This window comes from Nocardia sp. Tas62D01, assembly GCF_055232035.1.
Window position 1 is genome coordinate 4,561,631 of record NZ_JBUYUZ010000001.1, and the last position, 20,992, is coordinate 4,582,622.

17 protein-coding genes and 2 pseudogenes are annotated in these 20,992 nt (G+C 64.6%); 11 read left to right on the forward strand and 8 right to left on the reverse strand.

Features of this window, described 5'->3' with window-relative positions:
- The first annotated feature begins 264 nt into the window (after positions 1-264).
- The gene (locus ACV7NQ_RS21620) at positions 265-459 is read left to right on the forward strand and encodes a hypothetical protein (protein ID WP_463361326.1); all 195 of its coding nucleotides are present in this window, start codon (positions 265-267) and stop codon (positions 457-459) included.
- On the opposite strand, the gene ACV7NQ_RS21625 is transcribed toward ACV7NQ_RS21620, so the two are convergent.
- Entirely contained in the window at positions 456-629 is a 174-nt protein-coding gene (locus ACV7NQ_RS21625) for a hypothetical protein (protein ID WP_463361327.1), read from the reverse strand. The two genes, ACV7NQ_RS21620 and ACV7NQ_RS21625, sit on opposite strands and share 4 nt — an antisense overlap.
- A gap of 256 nt (positions 630-885) precedes the next feature.
- On the opposite strand from ACV7NQ_RS21625, the gene ACV7NQ_RS21630 reads away from it, so the two are divergent.
- On the forward strand, positions 886-1,722 hold the full coding sequence (locus ACV7NQ_RS21630) for a transposase family protein (protein ID WP_463358528.1): 837 nt from the start codon (positions 886-888) through the stop codon (positions 1,720-1,722).
- Here ACV7NQ_RS21630 and ACV7NQ_RS21635 read toward each other — a convergent pair.
- The 4 genes from ACV7NQ_RS21635 to ACV7NQ_RS21650 all read right to left on the reverse strand — a co-directional run bounded on the left by ACV7NQ_RS21635 (position 1,713) and on the right by ACV7NQ_RS21650 (position 5,058).
- On the reverse strand, positions 1,713-1,970 hold the full coding sequence (locus ACV7NQ_RS21635) for a hypothetical protein (RefSeq protein ID WP_463361328.1): 258 nt from the start codon (positions 1,968-1,970) through the stop codon (positions 1,713-1,715). The genes ACV7NQ_RS21630 and ACV7NQ_RS21635 overlap by 10 nt on opposite strands.
- A gap of 86 nt (positions 1,971-2,056) precedes the next feature.
- On the reverse strand, positions 2,057-4,315 hold the full coding sequence (locus tag ACV7NQ_RS21640; RefSeq protein WP_463361238.1) for a hypothetical protein: 2,259 nt from the start codon (positions 4,313-4,315) through the stop codon (positions 2,057-2,059).
- A 279-nt stretch (positions 4,316-4,594) separates the two neighbouring features.
- On the reverse strand, positions 4,595-4,801 hold the full coding sequence (locus ACV7NQ_RS21645) for a hypothetical protein (RefSeq protein WP_463361329.1): 207 nt from the start codon (positions 4,799-4,801) through the stop codon (positions 4,595-4,597).
- Positions 4,802-4,887: 86 nt separating this feature from the next.
- Positions 4,888-5,058, reverse strand: a complete 171-nt coding sequence (locus tag ACV7NQ_RS21650; RefSeq protein WP_463361330.1) for a hypothetical protein — start codon at positions 5,056-5,058, stop codon at positions 4,888-4,890.
- Between the two features lie 144 nt (positions 5,059-5,202).
- Between ACV7NQ_RS21650 and ACV7NQ_RS21655 the strand changes: the two genes are divergently transcribed.
- The 3 genes and pseudogenes from ACV7NQ_RS21655 to ACV7NQ_RS21665 all read left to right on the forward strand — a co-directional run.
- Positions 5,203-5,898, forward strand: a complete 696-nt coding sequence (locus ACV7NQ_RS21655) for a DUF4386 domain-containing protein (RefSeq protein ID WP_463361331.1) — start codon at positions 5,203-5,205, stop codon at positions 5,896-5,898.
- A gap of 39 nt (positions 5,899-5,937) precedes the next feature.
- A complete protein-coding gene (locus tag ACV7NQ_RS21660) occupies positions 5,938-6,702 on the forward strand; it encodes an SDR family NAD(P)-dependent oxidoreductase (RefSeq protein ID WP_463361332.1) in 765 nt (254 codons plus the stop codon).
- A gap of 171 nt (positions 6,703-6,873) precedes the next feature.
- Positions 6,874-7,238: pseudogene (locus tag ACV7NQ_RS21665) on the forward strand (DDE-type integrase/transposase/recombinase); the annotation flags it as partial.
- Between the two features lie 196 nt (positions 7,239-7,434).
- On the opposite strand, the gene ACV7NQ_RS21670 reads toward ACV7NQ_RS21665, so the two are convergent.
- From ACV7NQ_RS21670 to ACV7NQ_RS21680, 3 genes and pseudogenes are all read right to left on the reverse strand, one after another.
- On the reverse strand, positions 7,435-9,993 hold the full coding sequence (locus ACV7NQ_RS21670; protein WP_463361333.1) for an AAA family ATPase: 2,559 nt from the start codon (positions 9,991-9,993) through the stop codon (positions 7,435-7,437).
- 583 nt (positions 9,994-10,576) lie between these two features.
- Positions 10,577-11,203 carry an NAD(P)-dependent oxidoreductase gene (locus ACV7NQ_RS21675; RefSeq protein ID WP_463361334.1) on the reverse strand — a complete coding sequence of 209 codons (627 nt, stop codon included), beginning with the start codon at positions 11,201-11,203 and terminating at the stop codon, positions 10,577-10,579.
- Between the two features lie 115 nt (positions 11,204-11,318).
- Positions 11,319-12,535, reverse strand: a pseudogene (locus ACV7NQ_RS21680) (IS110 family RNA-guided transposase).
- A gap of 394 nt (positions 12,536-12,929) precedes the next feature.
- Between ACV7NQ_RS21680 and ACV7NQ_RS21685 the strand changes: the two are divergent.
- From ACV7NQ_RS21685 to ACV7NQ_RS21710, 6 genes are all read left to right on the forward strand, one after another.
- Positions 12,930-14,180, forward strand: a complete 1,251-nt coding sequence (locus ACV7NQ_RS21685; RefSeq protein ID WP_463359125.1) for an IS110 family RNA-guided transposase — start codon at positions 12,930-12,932, stop codon at positions 14,178-14,180.
- 350 nt (positions 14,181-14,530) lie between these two features.
- On the forward strand, positions 14,531-15,778 hold the full coding sequence (locus ACV7NQ_RS21690; RefSeq protein WP_463359126.1) for an IS110 family RNA-guided transposase: 1,248 nt from the start codon (positions 14,531-14,533) through the stop codon (positions 15,776-15,778).
- A 556-nt stretch (positions 15,779-16,334) separates the two neighbouring features.
- The gene (locus ACV7NQ_RS21695; RefSeq protein ID WP_463361335.1) at positions 16,335-16,931 is read left to right on the forward strand and encodes a TetR/AcrR family transcriptional regulator; all 597 of its coding nucleotides are present in this window, start codon (positions 16,335-16,337) and stop codon (positions 16,929-16,931) included.
- Positions 16,932-17,461: 530 nt separating this feature from the next.
- Entirely contained in the window at positions 17,462-18,169 is a 708-nt protein-coding gene (locus ACV7NQ_RS21700; RefSeq protein WP_463361336.1) for a DUF6262 family protein, read from the forward strand.
- Between the two features lie 952 nt (positions 18,170-19,121).
- Positions 19,122-19,580 carry an ATP dependent DNA ligase gene (locus ACV7NQ_RS21705; RefSeq protein WP_463361337.1) on the forward strand — a complete coding sequence of 153 codons (459 nt, stop codon included), beginning with the start codon at positions 19,122-19,124 and terminating at the stop codon, positions 19,578-19,580.
- Between the two features lie 86 nt (positions 19,581-19,666).
- The gene (locus ACV7NQ_RS21710) at positions 19,667-20,941 is read left to right on the forward strand and encodes an IS4 family transposase (RefSeq protein ID WP_463365544.1); all 1,275 of its coding nucleotides are present in this window, start codon (positions 19,667-19,669) and stop codon (positions 20,939-20,941) included.
- Positions 20,942-20,992: the final 51 nt, after the last annotated feature.

Consider the following 20,992-nt stretch of genomic DNA (forward strand, 5'->3'; position numbering starts at 1 on the left):
GCCTACGGCTTGCGGGCGACAACGGCGTAGCCGGTGACTGTGAATGACCCCTGTGTGGCGTTTGAGTACACCCCAACACCACACATCCGACCGGCACGAACAGCGTCAGAATAGGGTTGGTTGCCGAGTTGCATCGCGGCATGGGACGCGATCACCGCGTGTGAAAACAAACGCGACAGCGAAATCGAGGCGCTGCACCTACAGATCAAGACGTTGTAAGCACCTGCGGCCGAAGAGATCTCCGGCCACTGCGCCGAACAGGCGTTGGCCGCGGCGAGTATTCGCGACCAAGGCCAGATCGACGACGTCATCGCCGAACTCCTTGAGATCTCGCTGAAGCAGGCCCGGCAACTGCTCGCCGCGGCAAGCGCCGCAGCGAGGGGGCGGTCAGACAAGCGAGCGGATCGATACGGCGATCAGTGCATCGCCGGGCGCGAGGTCACGCAGCTCATCGGTTAGCAGGCGGCCGGTCGCCCCAGCTGCCGCACCGGGGGACGCACTGTCTGCAGCAGGTAGGCGACCGCGAGGCAGCGACGCAGACCTATCACGTGCACGGTCGGTGCGGTGGCCAGTGTTTTGACCGCGCGGTCCCAGTCGCCGCGATCGATCCGGGCGAAGGTCCGGAACATATGGTTCGCGTCATACTCTGTGATCGCGGTAAAGAATTCGTCGTTCGAGGTCGGCGGCTGGGCACCGGCCGGCCTGCGGACCAGGTACGCCTCGGCGGCGAGTTGTCGGCGGCAGCACTCGACCGGGAGGCTTATTCATAAGCCTGTCCCGCAATCGGCTGTGGCATAGCAACTCTCGTGGCCTGTGTGGCCGGTGAGACGGTGATCGCACTGCTTGATACGTCGGCGCGTCGCAGCCGAATTGGCAACGGCCCTCATGTATCTCAGTTCGTGGAGTTACGAAGTCTACGAGCGAGAACGAGGGCCGTTGCGGTACAAGGCTATTACGGGGCTGACCGATGGGCAACTGACGGAACTGACTGCCCGGGTACACGAGACCGTCGGCGGGTTCGAGTCGGCCGGTCGCCCTTACGCGTTGAGCTTGTTCAGGTCTGTCGCTTTGGTGGTGTCGTTGATGCGCAGAAACCTCGTCCAGGATGTCGCGGGCGCGTTCTTCGGGATCAGTCAGTCCACGGTGAGCCGCCGCTGGGATCTGCTGCGACCGGTGATCGCTGACGTACTCGAAGAGTTCGTTCCCAACCCCCGCGACGTCATCGGAGTCGGGTCCGTGCTGGTGGACGGCACAATCTGCCCGACCTGGGACTGGTCGGCGATCCCGGACCTGTTCTCCGGAAAAACCCAGTATCCGGGGTTCAACATCCAGATCGCCGCCGACCTCGACGGCAGGCTCGTCGCGGTCGGCATGACGATCGTGCACGGCGCCCGACACGACGCGCACGCATACGCCGCCTCCGGACTCGCCGACCTTCTCGCCGAGATCGACACTGTCGCCGATTCCGGTTACGTCGGTGTCGACGGAATCGATCTGGTGCCCTACAAGAAACCTCCGGGCCGCGAACTGCACGAGAGCCAGGCCGCGTTCAATACCGCACTCTCCGGAATCCGGGCCGCGGTGGAGCGAGCCGTCGCTCACCTGAAGACCTGGCGCATGCTCAGCGAGGAAGGCGGCCGCTACCGCGCGCCAGTCCACAAATTCCCCTCTGCCCTGAAAACGATAGTCGCACTGCACTTTTTCGCGGAGGCTTATGAATAACGCTCCAGGGCCTGGTAGCCCGAGAGCCCGAGCATGGTTGCGAAACGCACCATCGAGGACGGATGCACCCCCGCGAGTCCGGCGCTCTGGCCGATGCTGCGGAATGCGGTGCCCTCCGGATCGTCCAATACCAGCCGTGCTATTCGCTGCTGGCCCTCGGCTGGTTCGGGCAATCGCTGCTGGAGTAGGGCGCGCAGTTCCTGGAACGTGATGGGTGCCGTGTCCTGCACGATCAGCCTCGTGATCATTCGGGATCGAACCGATGCGCCCGCGCGATTACTGCGGGCCCACTTGTTCCTATTTCCCCCGCCGAGGGCCTTCAACCTACTCGGGGTTATGCGAAGGGATCGCCGGGTTGCGTCGCAAGGTTGCGTGCCCGTAGGCCGGCCCACGGATCATTGGTCAGGCCGTCGGTGAGGCCATCGAAGTTGTGCGCATGTTCGAGCATTGCCATGGCCCTGGCAAGATTCGCATCATTCGGGGTGTATACCCACGGTTCCAACGCATCGAAATAATCGTTGGCGAGGTTCTTTCCGACGCGTTGCAGCGTCGCCTTATCGGCGGCCCGCCACCGATCCGGACTGATTGCCACATCGAGCGGAGTACCCGCCCGCCAGGCGGCGGTGGCATGGTTGACGAGTACGTGGTCGATAGCGGCGCCGGGCGCGGGCGAGGGTGCGTTGTTGCGGAAGTTGAAGGCCGCGACATGCGCTTGGCCGCGCAACTCGGGGGCGATGGCCGAGCCCCGACGATTCTCCGCCGCAGCCGATTCCAACGCCGCGTGTGCTTTTGCCCGGGGCAGATATTCGAAGACGTTCGGCGGTGTGTTTGCCCGCTGAAGAGCGAGGGCCGTGGAAATATTGGAGATGCTTCTAGTGTCGACACCGAGCCGAGTCAGCGAGCCCATCTTGGCTTGGAAGCTGGCTTCCATATCGCCGAGCCCATCCCAGGCATGGGCGTTGCCGACCGGGGTGCCGATTCCGCCGTACGCGTCCGCGCGCGACGTCGCCTTGGCGTCCATGACATGTCTGGCGGCGCGTAGTTCCTCCTGCTGCTCGAGCGTCATGTGAGAGGCCGCGATGCGCATGTTGACCATCTCGGCCTCTTTCCGCAGTCGCGCATTGGGATCCAGCGGTCTATTCGTCTTCAACGCCAACCAGGCCAGCACCGGTGAGGTGTTGGCGGTGTTGAGTGCGGCGAGGCCGGTAATGAGCCCGGAACCCGACATACTGCCGCCGGTATGCGCGGTACCCATCCCCAAGGCGGTGCCGCCGCTGGTCGCGGGCGCCGGGCGGGTGCCCTGGATCGCCAGCGCGAACCGGTTGGCGATCCAGTCGTTGCCGCGACTGAGGCTGCGGCTCAGGCGTTTGAGCTGGAAGATGGCGACGATCTCGATGGTGCCCGCGATCACGATCACCGCCATGGTCTGTCCGCTGGCCTGCTGGAACAGATTGCCCATGAACAGCACATAGACGCCGAGGAAGATGGTGTATGCCGCCATCCGGCCGGCCGCGACGACGCTGTCGACGAGATTGCGGACCAGAAAGGTCTGTGTCGGACCGTAGACGAATCCGCCTGCGGCGAAACCGAATATCGACATGAATCCGTGGTAGATCGTGTCCAGGGCGGCCTTGATGACCCTGACTCCGAGGACCGCCGCGAAAACCAACAGAATGCCACCGCAGATCAGCAACATCAATCCGGTGCCGACCTGGCCCATGCTGGGATTCTCGGCCTTGGCGTGGGCGGCGGAGTCACCGCAGGTCTGCAAACCTTTGCGCACTCGATCCTCGTCACCGGCGGCCATGCCCGCAGACCACACCGACCGGCACGCCGGTTGGTCGTCGATCACATGCCCGAAGTTCCATACCTGCATGGGGTGTCGCGCGAAGTTGTCGGCCAGGTCCTGCTGCATGGTCGTGACCAACTGGGTGGGGTTCGGATTGTTGTTGCCGTTCAAGCCCGCCGCGACCGCAAGGCCCAGATTCCTGCCCTGCGCGAGCAATCCATCCGAGGACAGCACATCGGCCAGCGGCTGGGCCAGGAACACCGGACCCAGCACCGCCACCCCCAACATCGTGACGATCTGCAGCACCGCTTTGGCGTGATAACCACGCAGCCAGAACCAGGCGACGCACAATGCGCCGATCGTGGCCGCGGTGACCAGCAGGATCGGCGTCGCGATCTGACCGGTCAGCCGGTCGGCGACCCCGGTCAACGCCGAGCCGAACATGTTCAGCCACTGAAAACTCAAGGCGTTGCCGATCAGCCAGATTGCGGTCGTCACGATGGCCATGTAGCCGACGAATTCGAAGCCGAGGATCGCCCAGAGGATCGTCGCGCCCGGATTGAATATCCCGCCGTGGTTGGTCGCGAATACGTAGTTCGCCAGCGGAACTCCCGCCGAGTCTCGGATTTTCATCCAGCTGAGCCCGTCGAACTCGGAGACGCTGGCGCCGGTCGTGGCGGCCTCGAGTTGCGCGCTGGCCACCGCACCGATGAGGCCGGGAAAGACGAACAGTACGAAAATGATGACCAGAATCCAGCCCACCCGGCGCCGCCAAGGGCCCGCGCCGAGCCGACGCAGCAACATCAGAGGCTGCCCACAGCAGCCCAGCGGATCCGCTGATCCCCGCCCCAGCCGGACCGGCCGGCTCTTCGACCGTGTGGCCATGACCTCAGCATGACGCAACTACAGTTGCGTGGCAACTTCTTTCAGAAACCTGCTATTCATCTGCTAGAAACCTCTTGGATTTTCACGGCGCCGGGATAGGGTGGGCTGGAATTTGTTGTGCTGCACTACAATACGCCGCTACGCCGCGGCTTCGGGCCCGGGGGTTCTCCAGGCTCCCGTTCGCATCGGGCCAGCATGTCATTGCCTGGTGAGGTCGCGTTCTTCCTCGACATTTGCGGTGTCCCTTATTCCGATATCGACGAAGGCGACGTGTGCCGGCTTGTCGGCATGGTGCGTGTCTTCGGGAATCTCTACGGACGCAGCCGAATCCTCGACAGACTCCGAATCACGGCGCTCATTCTCCTTCGCGAACGAAACGACACGATCCCGACGATGTCGCACCATCGACCGATTCCTCACCAGCGAAGCGCACGAGGTTGCGTCGATCTCGCACCTCGCCCAGTCAACATAATATTTATGTTACTATAAATTTATTGCCGCTCTACGTCAACTGCTATCGTGAACAGGTGACGGAACTCGACCTGCCAGAGCGCGAAAGGCAGCAGACCGGCCAGCCGCTTGATCGACGCTGTGGCTGCTTCTGCTGGCACCACGATGTCCTGCTCACCGGCGGCAACGACAGCTGCGGCGACGACTCGCATTAGATCTCAATCAGTGGCCGCAGCGTCCAGCGCGGCGGGGCAGCCACTCCTCGTGAGCCAGCTGCAATAACCGTCAGCTACACCCCACCGCCCTAGGCGTCCAGGACACCAGCCCTGAACAACTACAACCTGAGGGAGCGACCCATGACCTCCGCATCTGCCCCACCTCACGCTGAAGACGCAGGCCGTCGTCGCCCCCAAGCCGGCCCGCTATTGCCACTCCCTGTGCTTGGCTACGCTGCGCTGACAATCGCGGCTGTCGTCGCCAACGTGTCCACGCCGCACCCGGACGCTTCGGGCCTGGATGTCGTGCACTACGCGCAGACTCACGACACCACGATCAAGGTGGGTGCCTTCCTGTTGTTCGCTTCGTCGGTGCTGTTGGCCGTCGTCGCGGCGGTGATCTACCGACGGCTGCGCGCACTGGGCATCACCGCGCCCGGTTCGGCGATCGCCATGGTTGGCGGAGTGTTGGCATCAGGTGCCCTCGGCATCAGCGCAATGTTCGCGTGGTCCGTCGGCAGATTGCCCGCCGATGCCGACACCGCATTGGCGCGTGCGTTGGCCGATCTGTCGTTCTTGACTGGCGGTCCGGCCTACGCCGTGATGTTCGCCCTGCTCATCGCCGGGATCGCGGTGCCCGGCTTGATCGGGGGCCTGTTGCCACGTGCCGCGGCCCAGATCGGGCTGGTGCTCGGTGTCATCGGGGCGCTGTCGACGCTCACACTGCTCGCGTCCGGCTTCAGCTTTCTGCTGCCGATCGTCCGATTCGGCGGCACTGCCTGGCTGATCACGATCGCCTTCCTGCTGCCCCGCACCCGTACCGCCCGCAATCGATAACCCAACCCAACCCAACCACGTCCTCACTCAAGGAGTCACATGTCCGACAACTATTCCGATCTGGCCGACAAGGTTGTCCTCGTCACTGGTGGATCACGCGGTATCGGCGCCCAGATCGCGCGGGCCTTTGCAACTCGACAGGCCAAGGTCTGTGTAGTCGGGCGGGACCATGACGCGTTAGCAGCAGTCGTCGGGGACATCAACAATGCCGGCGGCACTGCAATGAGCGCCGCCGCCGATGTCACGGATTCCCTTGCCTTGCAGGGGGTTCGCGAGGAACTTGAACTTCGCTTCGGCCCAGTCGATGTCCTTGCCGCTGTCGCCGGCGGCCAAGGCTTTCCAGTGCCGACAGCGGAGCTGACCGAGCAACGTTGGCGCCAGATCATCGACGCCGATCTGACCTCCGCGTTCCTGACGGTGCAGACGTTTCTGCCCGGCATGCTGGGACGCGGCCGAGGCTCGATCATCACCATGGCCTCGTCGGCCGGTCGCCAACCCAGCCAAGCCAATATCGCCTACGGCGTCGCCAATGCAGGACTCGTCATGCTCACCCGACACCTGGCCACCGAGGTGGGACCGCGCGGCGTCCGGATCAACTGCATCGCACCCTCAGCCATTGGCACCGAGAAAGTCCTGGCCAACATGCCCACCGACATTCAAGACAAGGTCGCCGCCCAGCATCCGCTCCGCCGCTTGGGCACCCCCGACGACGTCGCTCAAACAGCCCTCTTCCTCGCCTCCGACGCTGCCTCCTGGCTGACCGGACTGACCATCGACGTCGCTGGCGGCCGAATCACCAACTGACCCATTCAAACAATACCGAAACATCGTTCCCTACAGGAGATTTCGGAATCATCCATGAACGACGTGCAGCACGACAGTCGAACCGGCCCGAGTCGAACGCTGGGTGAGTTCCAGGTCTGGTGGTGCGGCGACGGTGACACCATTTCAGGTGTTGCCTCAGATTCCTAGACCGATCCAGGACGCACTGTTCGGTGGCCACTTCCCGCAGATGAATGTGCCCGGCATGCGCCGCTCCTCGGGATGGTGCTGCCCTGCTCACGACACACGTTCGTGCGCCCGGTCATCAAGACCGACCAATCAGCTTGGTGCGCAGCGCATGTGGCGGCATTCCAGTTCTTCGGGGTGTCCCGGCCCGTCTGGTGCCCGACAACCTGAAGACCGGTGTCGATAAACCTGACCTCTACGACCCGAAGATCAACAAGGCTTATGCGGAGCTGGCCGCGCATTACCGCACGCTGGTCGATCCGGCACGGGCCCGGAAGCGGCCTGCACCCGCGCCGCCGGTGACCCGAGCTACCGCACGATCAAGGGAATCCTCGCCGCCGGCACCGATCCGGCGCCGAGCATCACCGCCGGGCAGACCCCGTTCACGCCCTACTGGCCGAGGGCACCAGCATCAGAGCCATCGCCGTGGAGTTGGGACTCAACCGAGACAGCGCGCCGCTTCGCCCGCGCCGACACGGTCGAGGAGTTGCTGGTCAACAATTGCGGTAGTCCCTACCGGATCTGTCGCTACCGCGGTCGTTCGCCGGCGCGGGATGGGCGCTTGGCTGCTTCCGTCCGGACCTGGTCGATGTGGTTTTCGGGAACAAGTTTGATGATCTCTTGTCGTGAGGTGATCAGGAGTTTCTGGAAGATCATGGCCATTTGCGCGTCGACTGTTCTGGAGGAGTTGCCTCGACGGGCTGCGATCGCCGTGTTTGTCCATCCCGCCGCGGCCAAGATCGCGACCTGCCGCTCGGCCGTCGACAGGTCGTCCCAATGTGATGGGGAGTTCCTCCTGGCGGGATGGTCTACCGACACCTTGTCGATGGACAGTGTTCCGAGCGCCAGACGCTGCACCTCGCCCAATTCGGGACGCAACAAGGAGCCTTGCCTGTACGCGTCGGCGAACGCCTTGCGTCCCAGCACCCGGCGGGAGACCTCGATCGCCCTGTCCGTTTCATGGGCTATCAGCACTAGATCGCCGAAATTAATACCCGGCCCCGCGCGCAGCCTTGCGGCTCCTCCGGCAAGTTGAGCCGTTTCGGTGGCCAGCGCCCTGAGTTCGGCCTGGTCCGTGCTTCCGGCGGCGATCAAGTCGGTGATGATCTGGGCCAACGACCATTGCCGAATATACAACGCGAACGACACGCCCCACTGGTCACGCGCAGCAACCTGGTAGGCCAGTGCTGAGCGGTCGACGGCCAACGCCTCGGTGGGATCACCGTGTTTGGTCAACGCAATTGCCCAGGCCAACTCGGCCCACGGCTTCGCCCACCCGGACCCGGTGGCGTTCTCGAGGTGACGCCGTGTGATGTCCAGGGCCTGCTTTTCCGATCCGAGGGCGCCAGCAGCCACGGCCTCGTACAGTTCGCTTCTTCCCGCACCGCCCCGATCGTCGAGGGCATCGAACTTTTCACGGGCGCGGCCCAACACTGTAATAGCCCTCGGATCGCGGTGGGTCAGCATCAGTTTCGCTCCCCACAGGAATTCGAAGGCGGCGGGCAGACCGATGTCGGTTTCTGGGGTCCGCCTCCAGTTCTGTCTGACCTTCGGGTCGCCGATGCAGATGGACGCACATTCCTCGAGCATCCGGTCGGCGTCCTCGTTCCTGCTCTGCATCACGGAAAGCCATCCGATCATGGTCATGGCGGCTGTTTGCAGCTCGGTCGGTTGCGAAGCCAGTGGGCGGGTCGCCTCCAGTGTGCGCTCGGTCCACAGGCGTATTTCTCTGGGTGAGCCTTTGATGATGGGCAGGGCAACCAGGCCCGCGGAGATTTCCAAACCGAGTTCGGGCTCGCCGGAGGTGAGGCTCGTCTCGATCGCGGTCACGATGTTGTCCCATGCCACGCGAGCCCAGTTCTGCTCGCCGGGGCTGAACCACTTGATCTGTGCTTTGACGATTTTGTCCCGATAGTATCGGCGATGACGGCGTTCAAGCCGCGCTGGTTCGTCCACCTCGCCGGTGGAGCGTTCTTTCAGCCGTTGTCCGGCGAACACTCGGATACTTTCCAGCAGAGAGTACCGCACCTTCGTCGGCGTGATGTGCGCCGTCACCAGCGACTGGTCGACCAAGCCCTCCAGCAGGCCCCCGACCTCCCATTTCGCCAGGTATACGACTGTGTCACCATCGTGTGGTGGGTCCCCATCGTCTCGGGGAGTCTCGTCGTCGGTGCACACTACCTCGATGGCCTCCAGGTCTGTACCCACATCCATGGCGGAGCCGATGTCGTCCTCGGGGTTAGTGTCGTAGCCTGCGGCGAAGACCGACATCCGGTCCAGAAGCAGCCGTTCCTTGTCCAGGCACAGGTCATAGGACCAGGCGATGACGTCACGAACCCCCTGATGGCGTGGTTCCGCACCCACCCGAGGCCCATGCGACCACCGCATCCGTTGGTCGGTCGCCTCGCCGCTCAACTCCTGAACGATCACCGCCAACGGTTGACGCAGCAACCGCGCGGCTGCCAACCGGATATACAGCGGATGGTTATTCACATGACGACAGATCAGGTTGGCCATGGCGACCTGATCGGTGTCGGCTATGGGGTGATCGGTGAGTTCGGCGCGCTGCCGGAACAAGTTGACAGCCTGATCCTGTGACAGTGGGGGAACCAGCACGACGTGCTCGTCGACCCACCCTATGGCCTGGCGGCTGGTCGCCAGGATTGTCAACCCCTGCACGGCTTGGAGCAACTCCGCGATCAACTGTCCAGCTCCGGCGAGGACATGCTCGCAGTTGTCCATCACCAGCACCGTCTGCAGGTTGCGGCCCACCGCGTTGGTGCTGGTCAACGTATCGACCATCGCATTCCAGGTCGATTGCTCCGAGAAGTCGGCATCAACCACCGAGCGCGCGACCTCGTCCTCGACCGCGGCCGCGGTGGCGCCCTTGACCAGCCGCGCCAATCGCACCGAGTACACCGGTGTGTGCCTGGCCATGCCGAATCGGTGGACAGCCTCGGTTGCGAGGCGTGTTTTCCCGATCCCACCAGGGCCGATCAAGGTGATCAACCGCGCCGGGCCCAGCAGTAAGCTATTGATCTTGTCCAGCTCCGGATCACGACCAACGAAACGATCTGTAGCCGTCACCAGATCCCCACTACGTTCACGGCGCGTTGCCGACATATCGGACGAGCCTACAAGATGCTCGGCCAGCTGTATCACTGCCTCCAAACCTCCCAGTCATTCGATCCCGCAAAGCCTTCAGGCGGCCCGCTGATACACCCCCCGCTACCTTGTTCCTGGCCCCGACGCGGGGCCACGGTCGCCAGTCCCGCCCCTGTCCTTCTCATGATCCGGGGGCGGTGTCGCCGGGTGCTGGTGGCGTCGACAGACCGCTGACGGGGACAGGGCTGCTGGGTAGGTCTCTTCGTAACGTGGGTGCAGGGTGTTGACGCTGGATCGGGCGGCTGTTTTCGGTTTTCGCCTCTATCGTCGACAGTGTGCCTACGAGTTGCTCCTCGCGTGTGTGGAGCTTGCCCTAATTGCACCCCGGTCATCGAGGCACCAGGGCCGGTCCCAGGCAGTCCCCGATGTCCAAGCAGCAGGTTGAGGTCGATCTGCCGCAGCAGACCGAGGTGGGCCCTTCCCGCCCGTCGCCGCCGTGCTGGCGTTTCGCTCGGGCGTCGGGTACGCTCCGCGCGCTGCATGCACTACCCGTGCGGCTCAGGCGCTATCCGGCAATCTCGACTCGCTGCCGGTAGGTGGCCGGCTCCGCCAAGTTCCGTACGATCCAGTCCGCGACGTCGGCCCGCACCGCCGTGGCCGCCTTGCCGAGATGGCCGCCCACCGATACCTGGTACGTGTACGTCGGCTCGCCGTCCTTGAGCATCGGCGCGCGCAGGATCGTCCAATCGAGCCCCGAGTCGGCCACCACCGCCTCCATCCGGGCCAGGTCGGCGTGGATTTCGCCGTAGACGCGCGATGCCACCAGCCGGGTGACCTGGCGCTGGAAGAACGGCAGTTGGTCGGTGGACAGGCCCGCCGACGACATGACGATCAGCCGCCTCGTCCCAGCCGTCCCTGCTGCGGCGACTACGTTGCCGAGGCCCTCGGAGAACACCGTGGTCGCGCCGCGCCCGCGCACGCCCAGTGCCACCACGACCGCGTTCTGCCCCGGCATAGCCGCCGCCAGATCGGCCGAATCGCGTACGTCGCCGCGCACCGCGGTCAGGCCGGGGCGTGTGGTCACCCGGCTCGGGTCGCGGGCCAGTGCGGTGACGGTGTGGCCCTCACGCAGTGCCCGTTCGGCCAGCAGGCCGCCGGTGCGGCCCGCGGCACCCACCACCAGAACATTCATGAGCTCACCTCTCCGTCGTCCGGTGTGTGTAGCGCGACCGGAGTCGAAATTTATTTCGTCAGATAGTCTGTCTGAATAAAGTGTAGCCCGAATGGGAGGACTCTCGATGATCAAGTCAAGTCGCGTTTGCGACCGGGGCGGTTGTGTCGATGGTGAATTCACGTCCGTCTCGCAGCAGCGCCCACAGCACATCGACCAAGCGGCGGGCCAGGGCTAGAAGCGGGCTAGAAGGGCTTGGGTATGGATGAGCCGTTCGCTGCGTTTGCGGTCGTAGAACCGCCGGGATGGCCCTTGCACTGTGAGGCTGGACAGCGCGGCCATGAAGAACACCCGGCGCAGGCGCCGGTTGTAGCGTTTCGGGTGGCGCAGATTGGCGCTGACACGGCCGGAATCGCGTGGCACGGGCACCAATCCGGTGTAGGACGCCAGGCGGCCCGCGGTGCCGAACGCAGCGAGATCGCCGCCGGTGGCGGCCAGAACTCCGCACCCAGCCCAGGCCCATGCCGGGCAGGGATTCGATGATCTTCGCCCATGGATGGGTGCGGAACCGGGCGGTGATCAGTTCGTCGGTGTCCTTGATCCCGCGATCGAGATCGAGCAGCTTGGCCGCGACACGTTTGACCAGCATCGCGGTGTCGACTTCGCCGGGCAATGCGATGGTCTGGGCTTGGTCCGCGGCGATCGCAGTCGTCGCGGTCTTGCCGATCACGGCAGGCCAAGCCTTGTATTCGGCGAGATACGTTGTGACACCGTCAATTCCGGCTGCGCGGATCTCGGCCGGAGTGCACATCCAGGCGACCAGGACCAATGGGGTCCGGTTGAAGTAGTAGAACGCGGCTCCCGGGCCGGGATCGAGCCCAGCAGCGCCCGCAATCGGTTGATCCCGGCCATCCAGTCGGCCATGAGATCGGTGCGGTAGCTGGTCAGCTGGGTCAGCCCGACCACCAGCTCGTCGGGCATCGTGACCTGGGCCAAATCCCTGCGCATGCGCGCGGTTTCGGCGATCACCCGAGCATCCTTGGCGTCGGTTTTGCCCTCGCCACGGAACCCGAGGGTCATGGAGTTGACTACTCGACCCGGCACATACGTCACCGCTCGGTCGGCGGCCAGCAGGACCGTAATCAGCATCAACGCCATCGGGCTGGTCAAGTCGATCGCCCACCGGACCTGTTGCGCGGCTTGACCGGCGCAGGTGATCAGCTGCTCGATCGCGCCCTGGTCATTGCCGAGCTTCTGGCTGAACCCCACCTTCCCGGCCTCATCGATCGCTTGCGTGTGATGCGCTGGCTTACCGACCTCGATCCCACCCCAGATTTCCGGGCGAACCGTCACCCACTCACTCCTGTCATCGCAGCTCGAGCCCGTGGACAACCCCGCCGACAGATCCCTAAACAGCGACGACCCGCAACAAGTTCTCAATCAGCGAACGGAGCGTCCGCCACCCGCCGGGGCAGCCAGTCCTCCCGAGCCATCACAGCTGCTTAACCGGTCAGCATCCCGGGCCGCTTCGCTGGCCCGCCGTGGAGGCGGGAAAATGGGTGCGCGTTCGTCCCGGAACCCCGTAATTTTCCTTGATGCCTCGAGTTCGTCGGTCAGCATGGCGGTTCGGGAGCCACCGACAGGAGTTGTCGATTGTTGCCATGAGCACGCGGATCAGAGTCTTCAGATCCCTGTGGCTCCTCCGGGCGGACGCCCCTGGCAGGACACGGTTTCCGGAGGAATGTTCGTGGAGTTGTTGCATGAGCGGTGCGCCGCGTTGGACATCGGCAAGAAGGATCTCAAGGCGTGCGTGCGGACACCGAGCGTGAGCAAACGTAAGCGCTCGCGCAACCAGGAGATCCGCATGTTCGCCACGACCACCAACGCCCTGCTGGAGTTGCGGGACTGGCTGGTCGAGCAGGAGGTGACCCTGGTGGTGATGGAAGCGACCGGGGATTACTGGCGGGCGGCGTTCTACTTGCTGGAGGACTGTTTGAACGTGATCCTGGTCAACGCCTCCCACGCCAAGGGTCTGCCCGGCCGCAAAACCGACGTCTCCGATGCGGCGTGGCTGTGTCAGATGGGTGAGTGTGGCCTGTTGCGGGCCTCGTTCGTGCCACCCGAACCGATCCGGCACCTGAGGGATCTGACCCGCTACCGGACCACGCTGACGGCCGAACGCACCCGGGAGGCGCAGCGGCTGGAGAAGGAGTTGGAGGACGCCGGGATCAAACTGTCCAGCGTGGCCACCGACATCCTGGGCCGCTCCGGCCGCCAGATGCTGGCCGCGTTGATCGCCGGCGAGCAGGACGCACAGGTGCTGGCCGACATGGCCAAAGCGCGGATGCGCCCGAAGATCCCACAACTGGTCGAGGCGTTGACCGGCAACTTCGGTGAACACCACGCCTTCCTGTGCCGGCTGCATCTGGAACGAATCGATCAGTTGTCTGCGACGATCGAGGAACTCTCGACACGGATCGAGGAGCAGATGCGCCCTTTCTCCCGCACGATTGACCAGTTGGTGACCATCCCCGGAGTCGGTCGGAGGGTGGCCGAGGTCATCATCGCCGAGACCGGCGCCGACATGAGCCGATTCCCCACCGCCGGACACCTCGCCTCATGGGCTGGGGTATGCCCCGGACACCACGAATCCGCCGGCAAACGCCGATCGGGCAAAACCCGCCACGGCGACCGGTGGCTGACCGGTGCGTTGGGCACCGCGGCACTGGCCGCCGCCCGCACCCGCGACGGCACCTATCTCGGCGCGAAATACCGTCGGCTCGCGCCACGAATAGGCAAGCAGAAAGCCCTTGTCGCCCTGCAACACTCGACCCTGGCAGCGGTCTGGCACATGCTCACCGACGACGTCGACTACCAGGATCTCGGCGGCGACTACTTCGCGCGCCTGGATCCCGAACGCGCCATGCGACGCATCGTGCGCCGAGCCAACGCCCTCGGATACGCCGTCCGCTTCGACCCCATCGAAGGAGCCGCCTAATCAATAAGACCTGCAACCACACCAAACGTGACGACCCATCCCGGCTCGCTACGCATCGCCGGGAACTGTCACGTGCCCGCTCACCCGCCCACAGCCACTCACCATGGGTTTATTTTCGGATCAGGAACCTGGGCCGCTGCGCTGGGCCGCCGTGGAGGCGGGAAAATGGGGGCGCGTTCGTCCGGGACGCCGATCGTACTGTGATGCCTTGAGCTCGTGGATCAGGATGGTGTTGGGGACCACCGACAGGAACTGTCGATTGTTGCTTCGAGCACGTGGGTCAGACTCTTTAGCCCTGTGGTTCCTCCGGACGGGCGTGCCAGGCCGGCCAGTCGTCTCGGGAGGGTGTCGTGGAACTGTTGCACGAGCGGTGCGCCGCGTTGGACATCGGCAAGAAGGACCTAAAAGCGTGTGTGCGCACCGCGAAGCCGGGGCGCGGGCGCTCACGCCGCCAGGAGATCCGCACCTTCGCCACGACCACCAACGCCCTGCTGGAACTGCGGGACTGGCTGGTGGCCGAGAAGGTCACCCTTGTGGTGATGGAGGCCACCGGGGATTACTGGCGGGGTGCGTTCTATCTGCTGGAGGACTGCCTGAACGTGATCCTGGTCAACGCCGCGCACGCCAAAGGACTGCCCGGGCGCAAGACCGACGTGTCCGACGCGGCATGGTTGTGTCAGATGGGTGAGTGCGGGCTACTCAAGGCCTCGTTCGTGCCCCCGGAGCCGATCCGGCACCTGCGGGATCTGACCCGCTACCGGACGACATTGGCGGCTGAACGTTCCCGCGAGGCCTCACGGTTGGAGAAGGAACTCGAAGACGCTGGCATCAAACTGTCCAGTGTGGCCACCGACATCCTCGGTGTTTCCGGGCGGGCGATGCTCGCGGCGCTCATCGACGGGGAGCGCGATGTGCGCGTACTGGCAGAGATGGCCAAGGCCCGGATGCGCCCGAAGATTCCGCAGCTGGTGCAGGCGCTGACCGGGAACTTCGGGGAGCATCACGCCTTTTTGTGCCGGCTGCACCTGGAACGCATCGACCAGCTCTCGGCCGTGATCCTGGAGCTGTCGACGCGGATCGAGGAAGAGATGCGCCCTTTTGCCCGTCAGCTTGAACGGTTGGCAACGATCCCTGGGGTCGGGCAGAGCACCGCTGAGGTGATCATCGCCGAGACTGGCGCCGACATGAGCAGGTTCCGTACCGCCGGGCACCTGGCCTCGTGGGCCGGGGTTTGCCCCGGGCACTACGAATCCGCCGGCAAACACAAATCCGGCAAGACCCGCCACGGCAACCGATGGCTCGGCGGTGCCCTGGGCACCGCGGCCATGGCCGCATCCCGCACCAAGGAAAACACCTACCTCGGCGCCCGCTACCACCGACTAGCCCCCCGGCTCGGGAAGAAGAAAGCCCTCGTCGCCCTGGAACACTCGATCCTCACCGCGGTCTGGCACATGCTCACCAACGACGTCGACTACCACGACCTCGGCGGTGACTACTTCACCAAACGCGACCCCCAAGCCGCGATGCGCCGGCTCACCCGCCAAGCCAACGCCCTGGGATTCACCATCCGCTTCGACCCCATCGAAGGAGCCGCCTGACCCCGGCCAAGCGGTTACCTCACCTTCAATTTTCGGGTCAGACGATCGACGTCAGCGCGGCCGGGTGATGATGTGACCACCGCCCACCCCGCGGCAGGATGATATGTACGCGTACGCGCTGCTCGTCGCCGCGCTGAGGTTTGTCCTGCTGTACCTGGCCGATCGGGCCCGGTGCGATCGGTGACCAGACCCCTCACTGTTCGGTACGAAAGCCGATATCTTGCACTACTTTGCGCACAACCACGTCGCAGTCGTCCTGCAGAGTCTGCTCCAGTGCGTCTCGGTCGGACTGCTGGTCCTGGCCGTCGCCGCGAGCCGCACCGACGACCGCGCCGTCCTCACCCGGCAGACCGCCGTAGGCGGCGGTTTCGCAGCCACTTCCAGTTGCTCGCTGCCGAAGGGTTGCACTCGGCGCACGAGGGGGCAGCGAGCTTGTGATACTGACCGCGCTGGTCGATGCCCTGGCAAGGGCGACAGTCGACCGAAAACGTTATAGGCGATACTACTGAGGAGGCCGCCCGCGCCCGGCGACCGGCCGAGCAGGCAGGAGGCGCGAATGAGTCCCAGGCCCTACGAGATGGGCCGCCGACGCGAAGCGGTGGACGATACCCGCGCCCGCATCCTCGCAGCCGCCCGCGATCTGCTGGTCTCCAAGGGGACGGTTGCCGTGGACGCGATCGCCCGCCGGGCCGATGTCTCGCGGGCAACCGTCTACTACCAGTTTGGTACGAAGATCGGCCTGCTGGAAGCGCTCTGTGACGATCTGGCCGAGCGCGGGCGCATGGAGCGTCTCGCCGAGGCGTTCGGTCAGCCCGACGCCCGCGCGGGGCTTCGTACGTTCGTTGAGGTCATCGCCGATTTCTGGGCGGTGGATCGCGACTGCACACGCCGCCTGCGCGGGCTGGCCGCCCTGGATCCCGACGTCGGCCAGGTCATCGCGGCGCGCGATGACCGGCGCCGCGCCGGTGCCGCCGTCCTCGCCACACGGCTCGACGCCGGGCCGCAGTTCGGCCCCATCCTGCACACGCTGACCGGCTTCGAGGTCTTCGACTCCCTGGCGGCCGACCGCCCCATCCCCGAAGCCGCCGCCGCGATCCTGGCCCTCCTCTACGCCGCCTTGGCGACTCCAACGCCGCATCAGTCTGCGGGCTGAGCCGGGGTTCAGGTGCAGCCGCGTTGTGGCTGGTCGCGCAGTTCCCCGGGCCCCGGATGCCGTCTCTCGCAGCGGCCAGTTGCTCCCGGAGTTCCCAGCGGCTGCTCGGTGGACTTGCCCGTGATCTCTGACGGCGGATGTCCGCAATTTTAGACGGCGGTTGGTCCGGTTGCGCCGGGCGCGTCGTTCGCGAACCTGCCAGCAGCTGGGCGGCAACCCGTGGTCACGCGCCACCGGTTCCGTCACACTCGCCTGAGCTGGCTGGCCGAGCTCGGCCTGCCGATCCACGTGCTGCAACGTTAGGCAGGGCATGCCATCCAGACGATGGCCATGCATTACGTCGCGGCCGCGAACAGCACGCGGAGCAGGCGTTCCTGGCGACGGTAAAGCTGAAGGCAGACGGCAGCGGCATCCAGTTCTCCCGCGACGACCACGGCAGTCTGCATCTATTCCGCCGCGCCGACCGGTTCCTACCTAACGGCTGGTGCCTGCTGCCGCCGCTTCAATCCTGCGACAAGGGCAACGTTTGTTTGACGTGTTCGGTTTTCGCCACCGACGCCACCCACGCAGCCGCGCTGCAGCGCCAGCTCGACGACACCACCGCCCTGATCGACCGCGCCACAACAGAATTCGAGAACAGACACGGCCAGCCGATGCCCGACGACAACGTCTGGCCCACCCAACGCCGCGCCGAACAGAGGGCTCTCGTTCGGCTGTTGGAAGCCCGTCCGGCTGCCCCGGCCGCGCCGTCCAGGGCGGCGGCTGCCGCGACAGCGCCCCCGGCCGCATCCAACTCACCCTCGGCCCCATCTGCGGAGGACACGACCGTGACCAGCCGAACCGACCGCACCGCAGCCCTGGTCGCCGCCGCGAAAGCCAAGTCCGGCAAAAAGACCACCGACGCCGAGCAAGCGATTCGGCGCCTGCTCAAACGCGGCGAGCCCGTCACCTTCCAAGCCGTCCAGCGCGAAGCCGGGGTCTCCCACGCATTCCTCTACAACCACTCCGAACTACGGGCCCCGCATGGTACCGGCACATCACCCTCGCGATGCTCGCCCACGCCGTCACCGCCGCCACAGATCCAAAGCCTATGCGGGCTCGGCCCAATCACAGTCGCCGAGATCCGCCATCTCCTGGCGATAATCCTCCACCGCGCCCGCGCCCGCGCCCCGCCTCCCACTGACGCCGGCCACCAAACCCGCGCACGACAAACCCGATACCACCGAAAACGCCCATGACACAACGAAATACGACTGTCGTGCTATGACGTATTGATGTGGTCGGTCGGTCCTGCGTGGTATGGACACCCTGAGAGTAGACTCTCGACAAGCGCCTCGACACTGTCAAACCCGAAGGCCCTCGCGACGACACGCATGTCGTGGAGGGTAAGCGGAGCAGCTACATCTGCGAAGTCCGCAGATGACTGTTTGTGCAATCGCCTAATACGCGCCGAGGGCCTGTTCATGCTGCGCTCTCGGCCGGTCATCCGCTCCGTCCGAACCTGCCGCGACCACCTCGGGCGGGAGGACCGATACAGCTTTGCCCGACAACGGCTTCGTTCACAGATCCTCCGTCCATAAGGAGCGGCACGGAAGGGGACGCAGGCCGTCGCAATCGTCGTGGCTGATTAAGACGGTTGCGCCGATCAGGCGTGCAGACGAAGCGAAACGCTCGGCAACTGCGCGTTCGTCCCGATAATATAATTCCAAGTCGGGATTTTTAAACTGCACCCTCACTCGACACATTCCTGTAGGTTTTTCGATTTGATCTTCCATGTCGTCTCAACTCATAGGATCTAAGAAACAGTCGTTCTTTCGCGTAGAGGCGCGACCCCACGTGCTCATGTGCTGAAATTCGTCCGACGATGTAACTATTCGGTGCCTTCGGTTTATCGGAATTCGCGGTGGGGCGCGAGGGCTGTAACACTCACCAGCGGGGCTCAAGCATCGTCGCGTAGGTAGTGGCAGCACATCGGTAGGTATTAGGTATGTGATGAGTGCGGGGTATGTATCCACAGTCGCCGAGGGGCCGTGGCTGAGCAGGTACTGTGCGGCGTACCGGTCGATGGCTCGCACTCGCTGTCCCGCTTCGCCGATGGTCCAGTGGTGCCACGGGTACCCCACAGGAGGATGTCACGGGGCTCCCCTATCTGACTCGCCCGCCTGGCCGACCTCTGGACCGCCGCACTGGTTGGAGGTCGACGCCGATCGGACGCTCGAAGTCGCGCGCGAGCACCACCTCGAGGGCATCGTGTCCAAGGAGATCGAATCGGCCTACCACCCGGGTCGCCGGTCGCCGGTGTGGATCAAGACCCCGATCCGCCGAATTACCGAGGCGATCGTGACCGGGTGGACGCCCGGGACCGGGATGATGTCGCGCACCTTCGGGTCGCTGGCGCTCGGCGCGTACGACGAGGACGGTCGCCTTATCTACATTGGCAACGTCGGCACCGGGTTCGGCATGGCGGCTCGCCGCAGCCTACGAGCACGACTCGACGAACTCGCCACAACGACTCGCCGAAACCGCAGCTCAAGGCCTCACTTCACGACTTTGCCGGGCCCCTGGCACCTACCCGAGGTCAGCCGCACCACCATCAACAAGGTGATCAAACAGACCCGGCCACTCCTGAACCAATGCCACTTAGCTTGACGTGTTTTCGCAGGTCATCGGCATGATTGCGATGTAGTGCCAGCTGGTTGGTCTGTGAGACTGGTTGGTGTGGAGCGTTTTTGGGCGTGTCGGTGCCGGATCGTGTCGGTGCTGGGGTTAGCGTCGCCGACGTGGTGGATGTGGGTGCGGTGTCGTTGATCGATCAGGTGTCGTTGGGTGTGTTGACCGCTGTGGTGGACCGTGATGCGGTGGAGATGGCGATTTCCGAGCACGGCAAGGCGCCCAAGCGTCGTGGTGGGACGTTGCCGCCGCATTTGGTGATGTATTTCGTGGTCGCGTTGGCGTTGTTCGCAGGTGTGGACTACGAGGGGGTGATGCGGAAACTGGTTGGGCCGCTGCGGCTTTGGCGTTGTTGGGATCCGAAGTGGAGTTTGCCGACCTCGGGTGGGATCACCCAGGCCCGGCAGCGGCTGGGGTTCGAGCCGATGAAAACACTGTTCGAGCGGATCGCGGTGCCGGTGGCGTCGCGGCTGACCCTGGACGCGTTCTACGCGCGACGCAGGCTGGTCTCGATTGATGGCATGGTGTTCGACGTGGCCGACACCGAGGCCAACGCAACGGAATTCGGTAAACCGAGCAAGGGAGTGTTGCCACAGGCACGGGTGGTGACGTTGACCGAATGCGGCTCGCATGTGAGCCTGGGCGCGGTGATCGGGCCGGTCGTGGGCAAGGGCACCGGTGAACGCACCGCCGCGGCCGAACTGATCTGGTTACTCGAACCCGGCATGATGTTGGTGTGTGACCAGGGGTTCTACAGTTTCAAACTGTGGTGCCAGGGCGCCGACACCGACGCCGACCTGTTGTGGCGTCTCGGTGACATTATGGACCTGCCGATCGTGGACCGCCTCGGTGACGGCTCCTATGTGACACTGCTTTTCGCGCCCAAAACCCCGGCGAAAATGCGGGCCGAGCTGCTGGAGGCGGCCATAGCCGGGGAGGAGTTGGACTGGGACCGGACTCGTTTCGCCCGCGTCATCGAGTACGAGATCACCGACCGTGGCGAAGGCGGTGAGCTGATCTGCCTGCTCACCACCATCCTCGACCCGCACGAGGCACCCTCGCTGATCCTGGCCGAGGCCTATCACCAACGCTGGGAACACGAAGCCGCGAACAGGCAAATCAAGACGCAGCTCCGCGGCCCCGCCAAAACCCTGCGCTCGCAAACCCCGGACATGGTCCGCCAGGAAATATACGGATTCCTCATCGCCCACTACGCGATCTGCTCGCTGATCTGCCGGGCCGCGGTCGAGACCGGCATCGATCCCGACCGCGTGAAGTTCACCCAGACCGTCCGACTCGCCCGCGACACCATCGCAGGCCCGGACGGTTTTTCCCCCTGACCGCCAACTCGAGCTCCACACCGAACTCGCCGAACAGATCACCGCAAAACG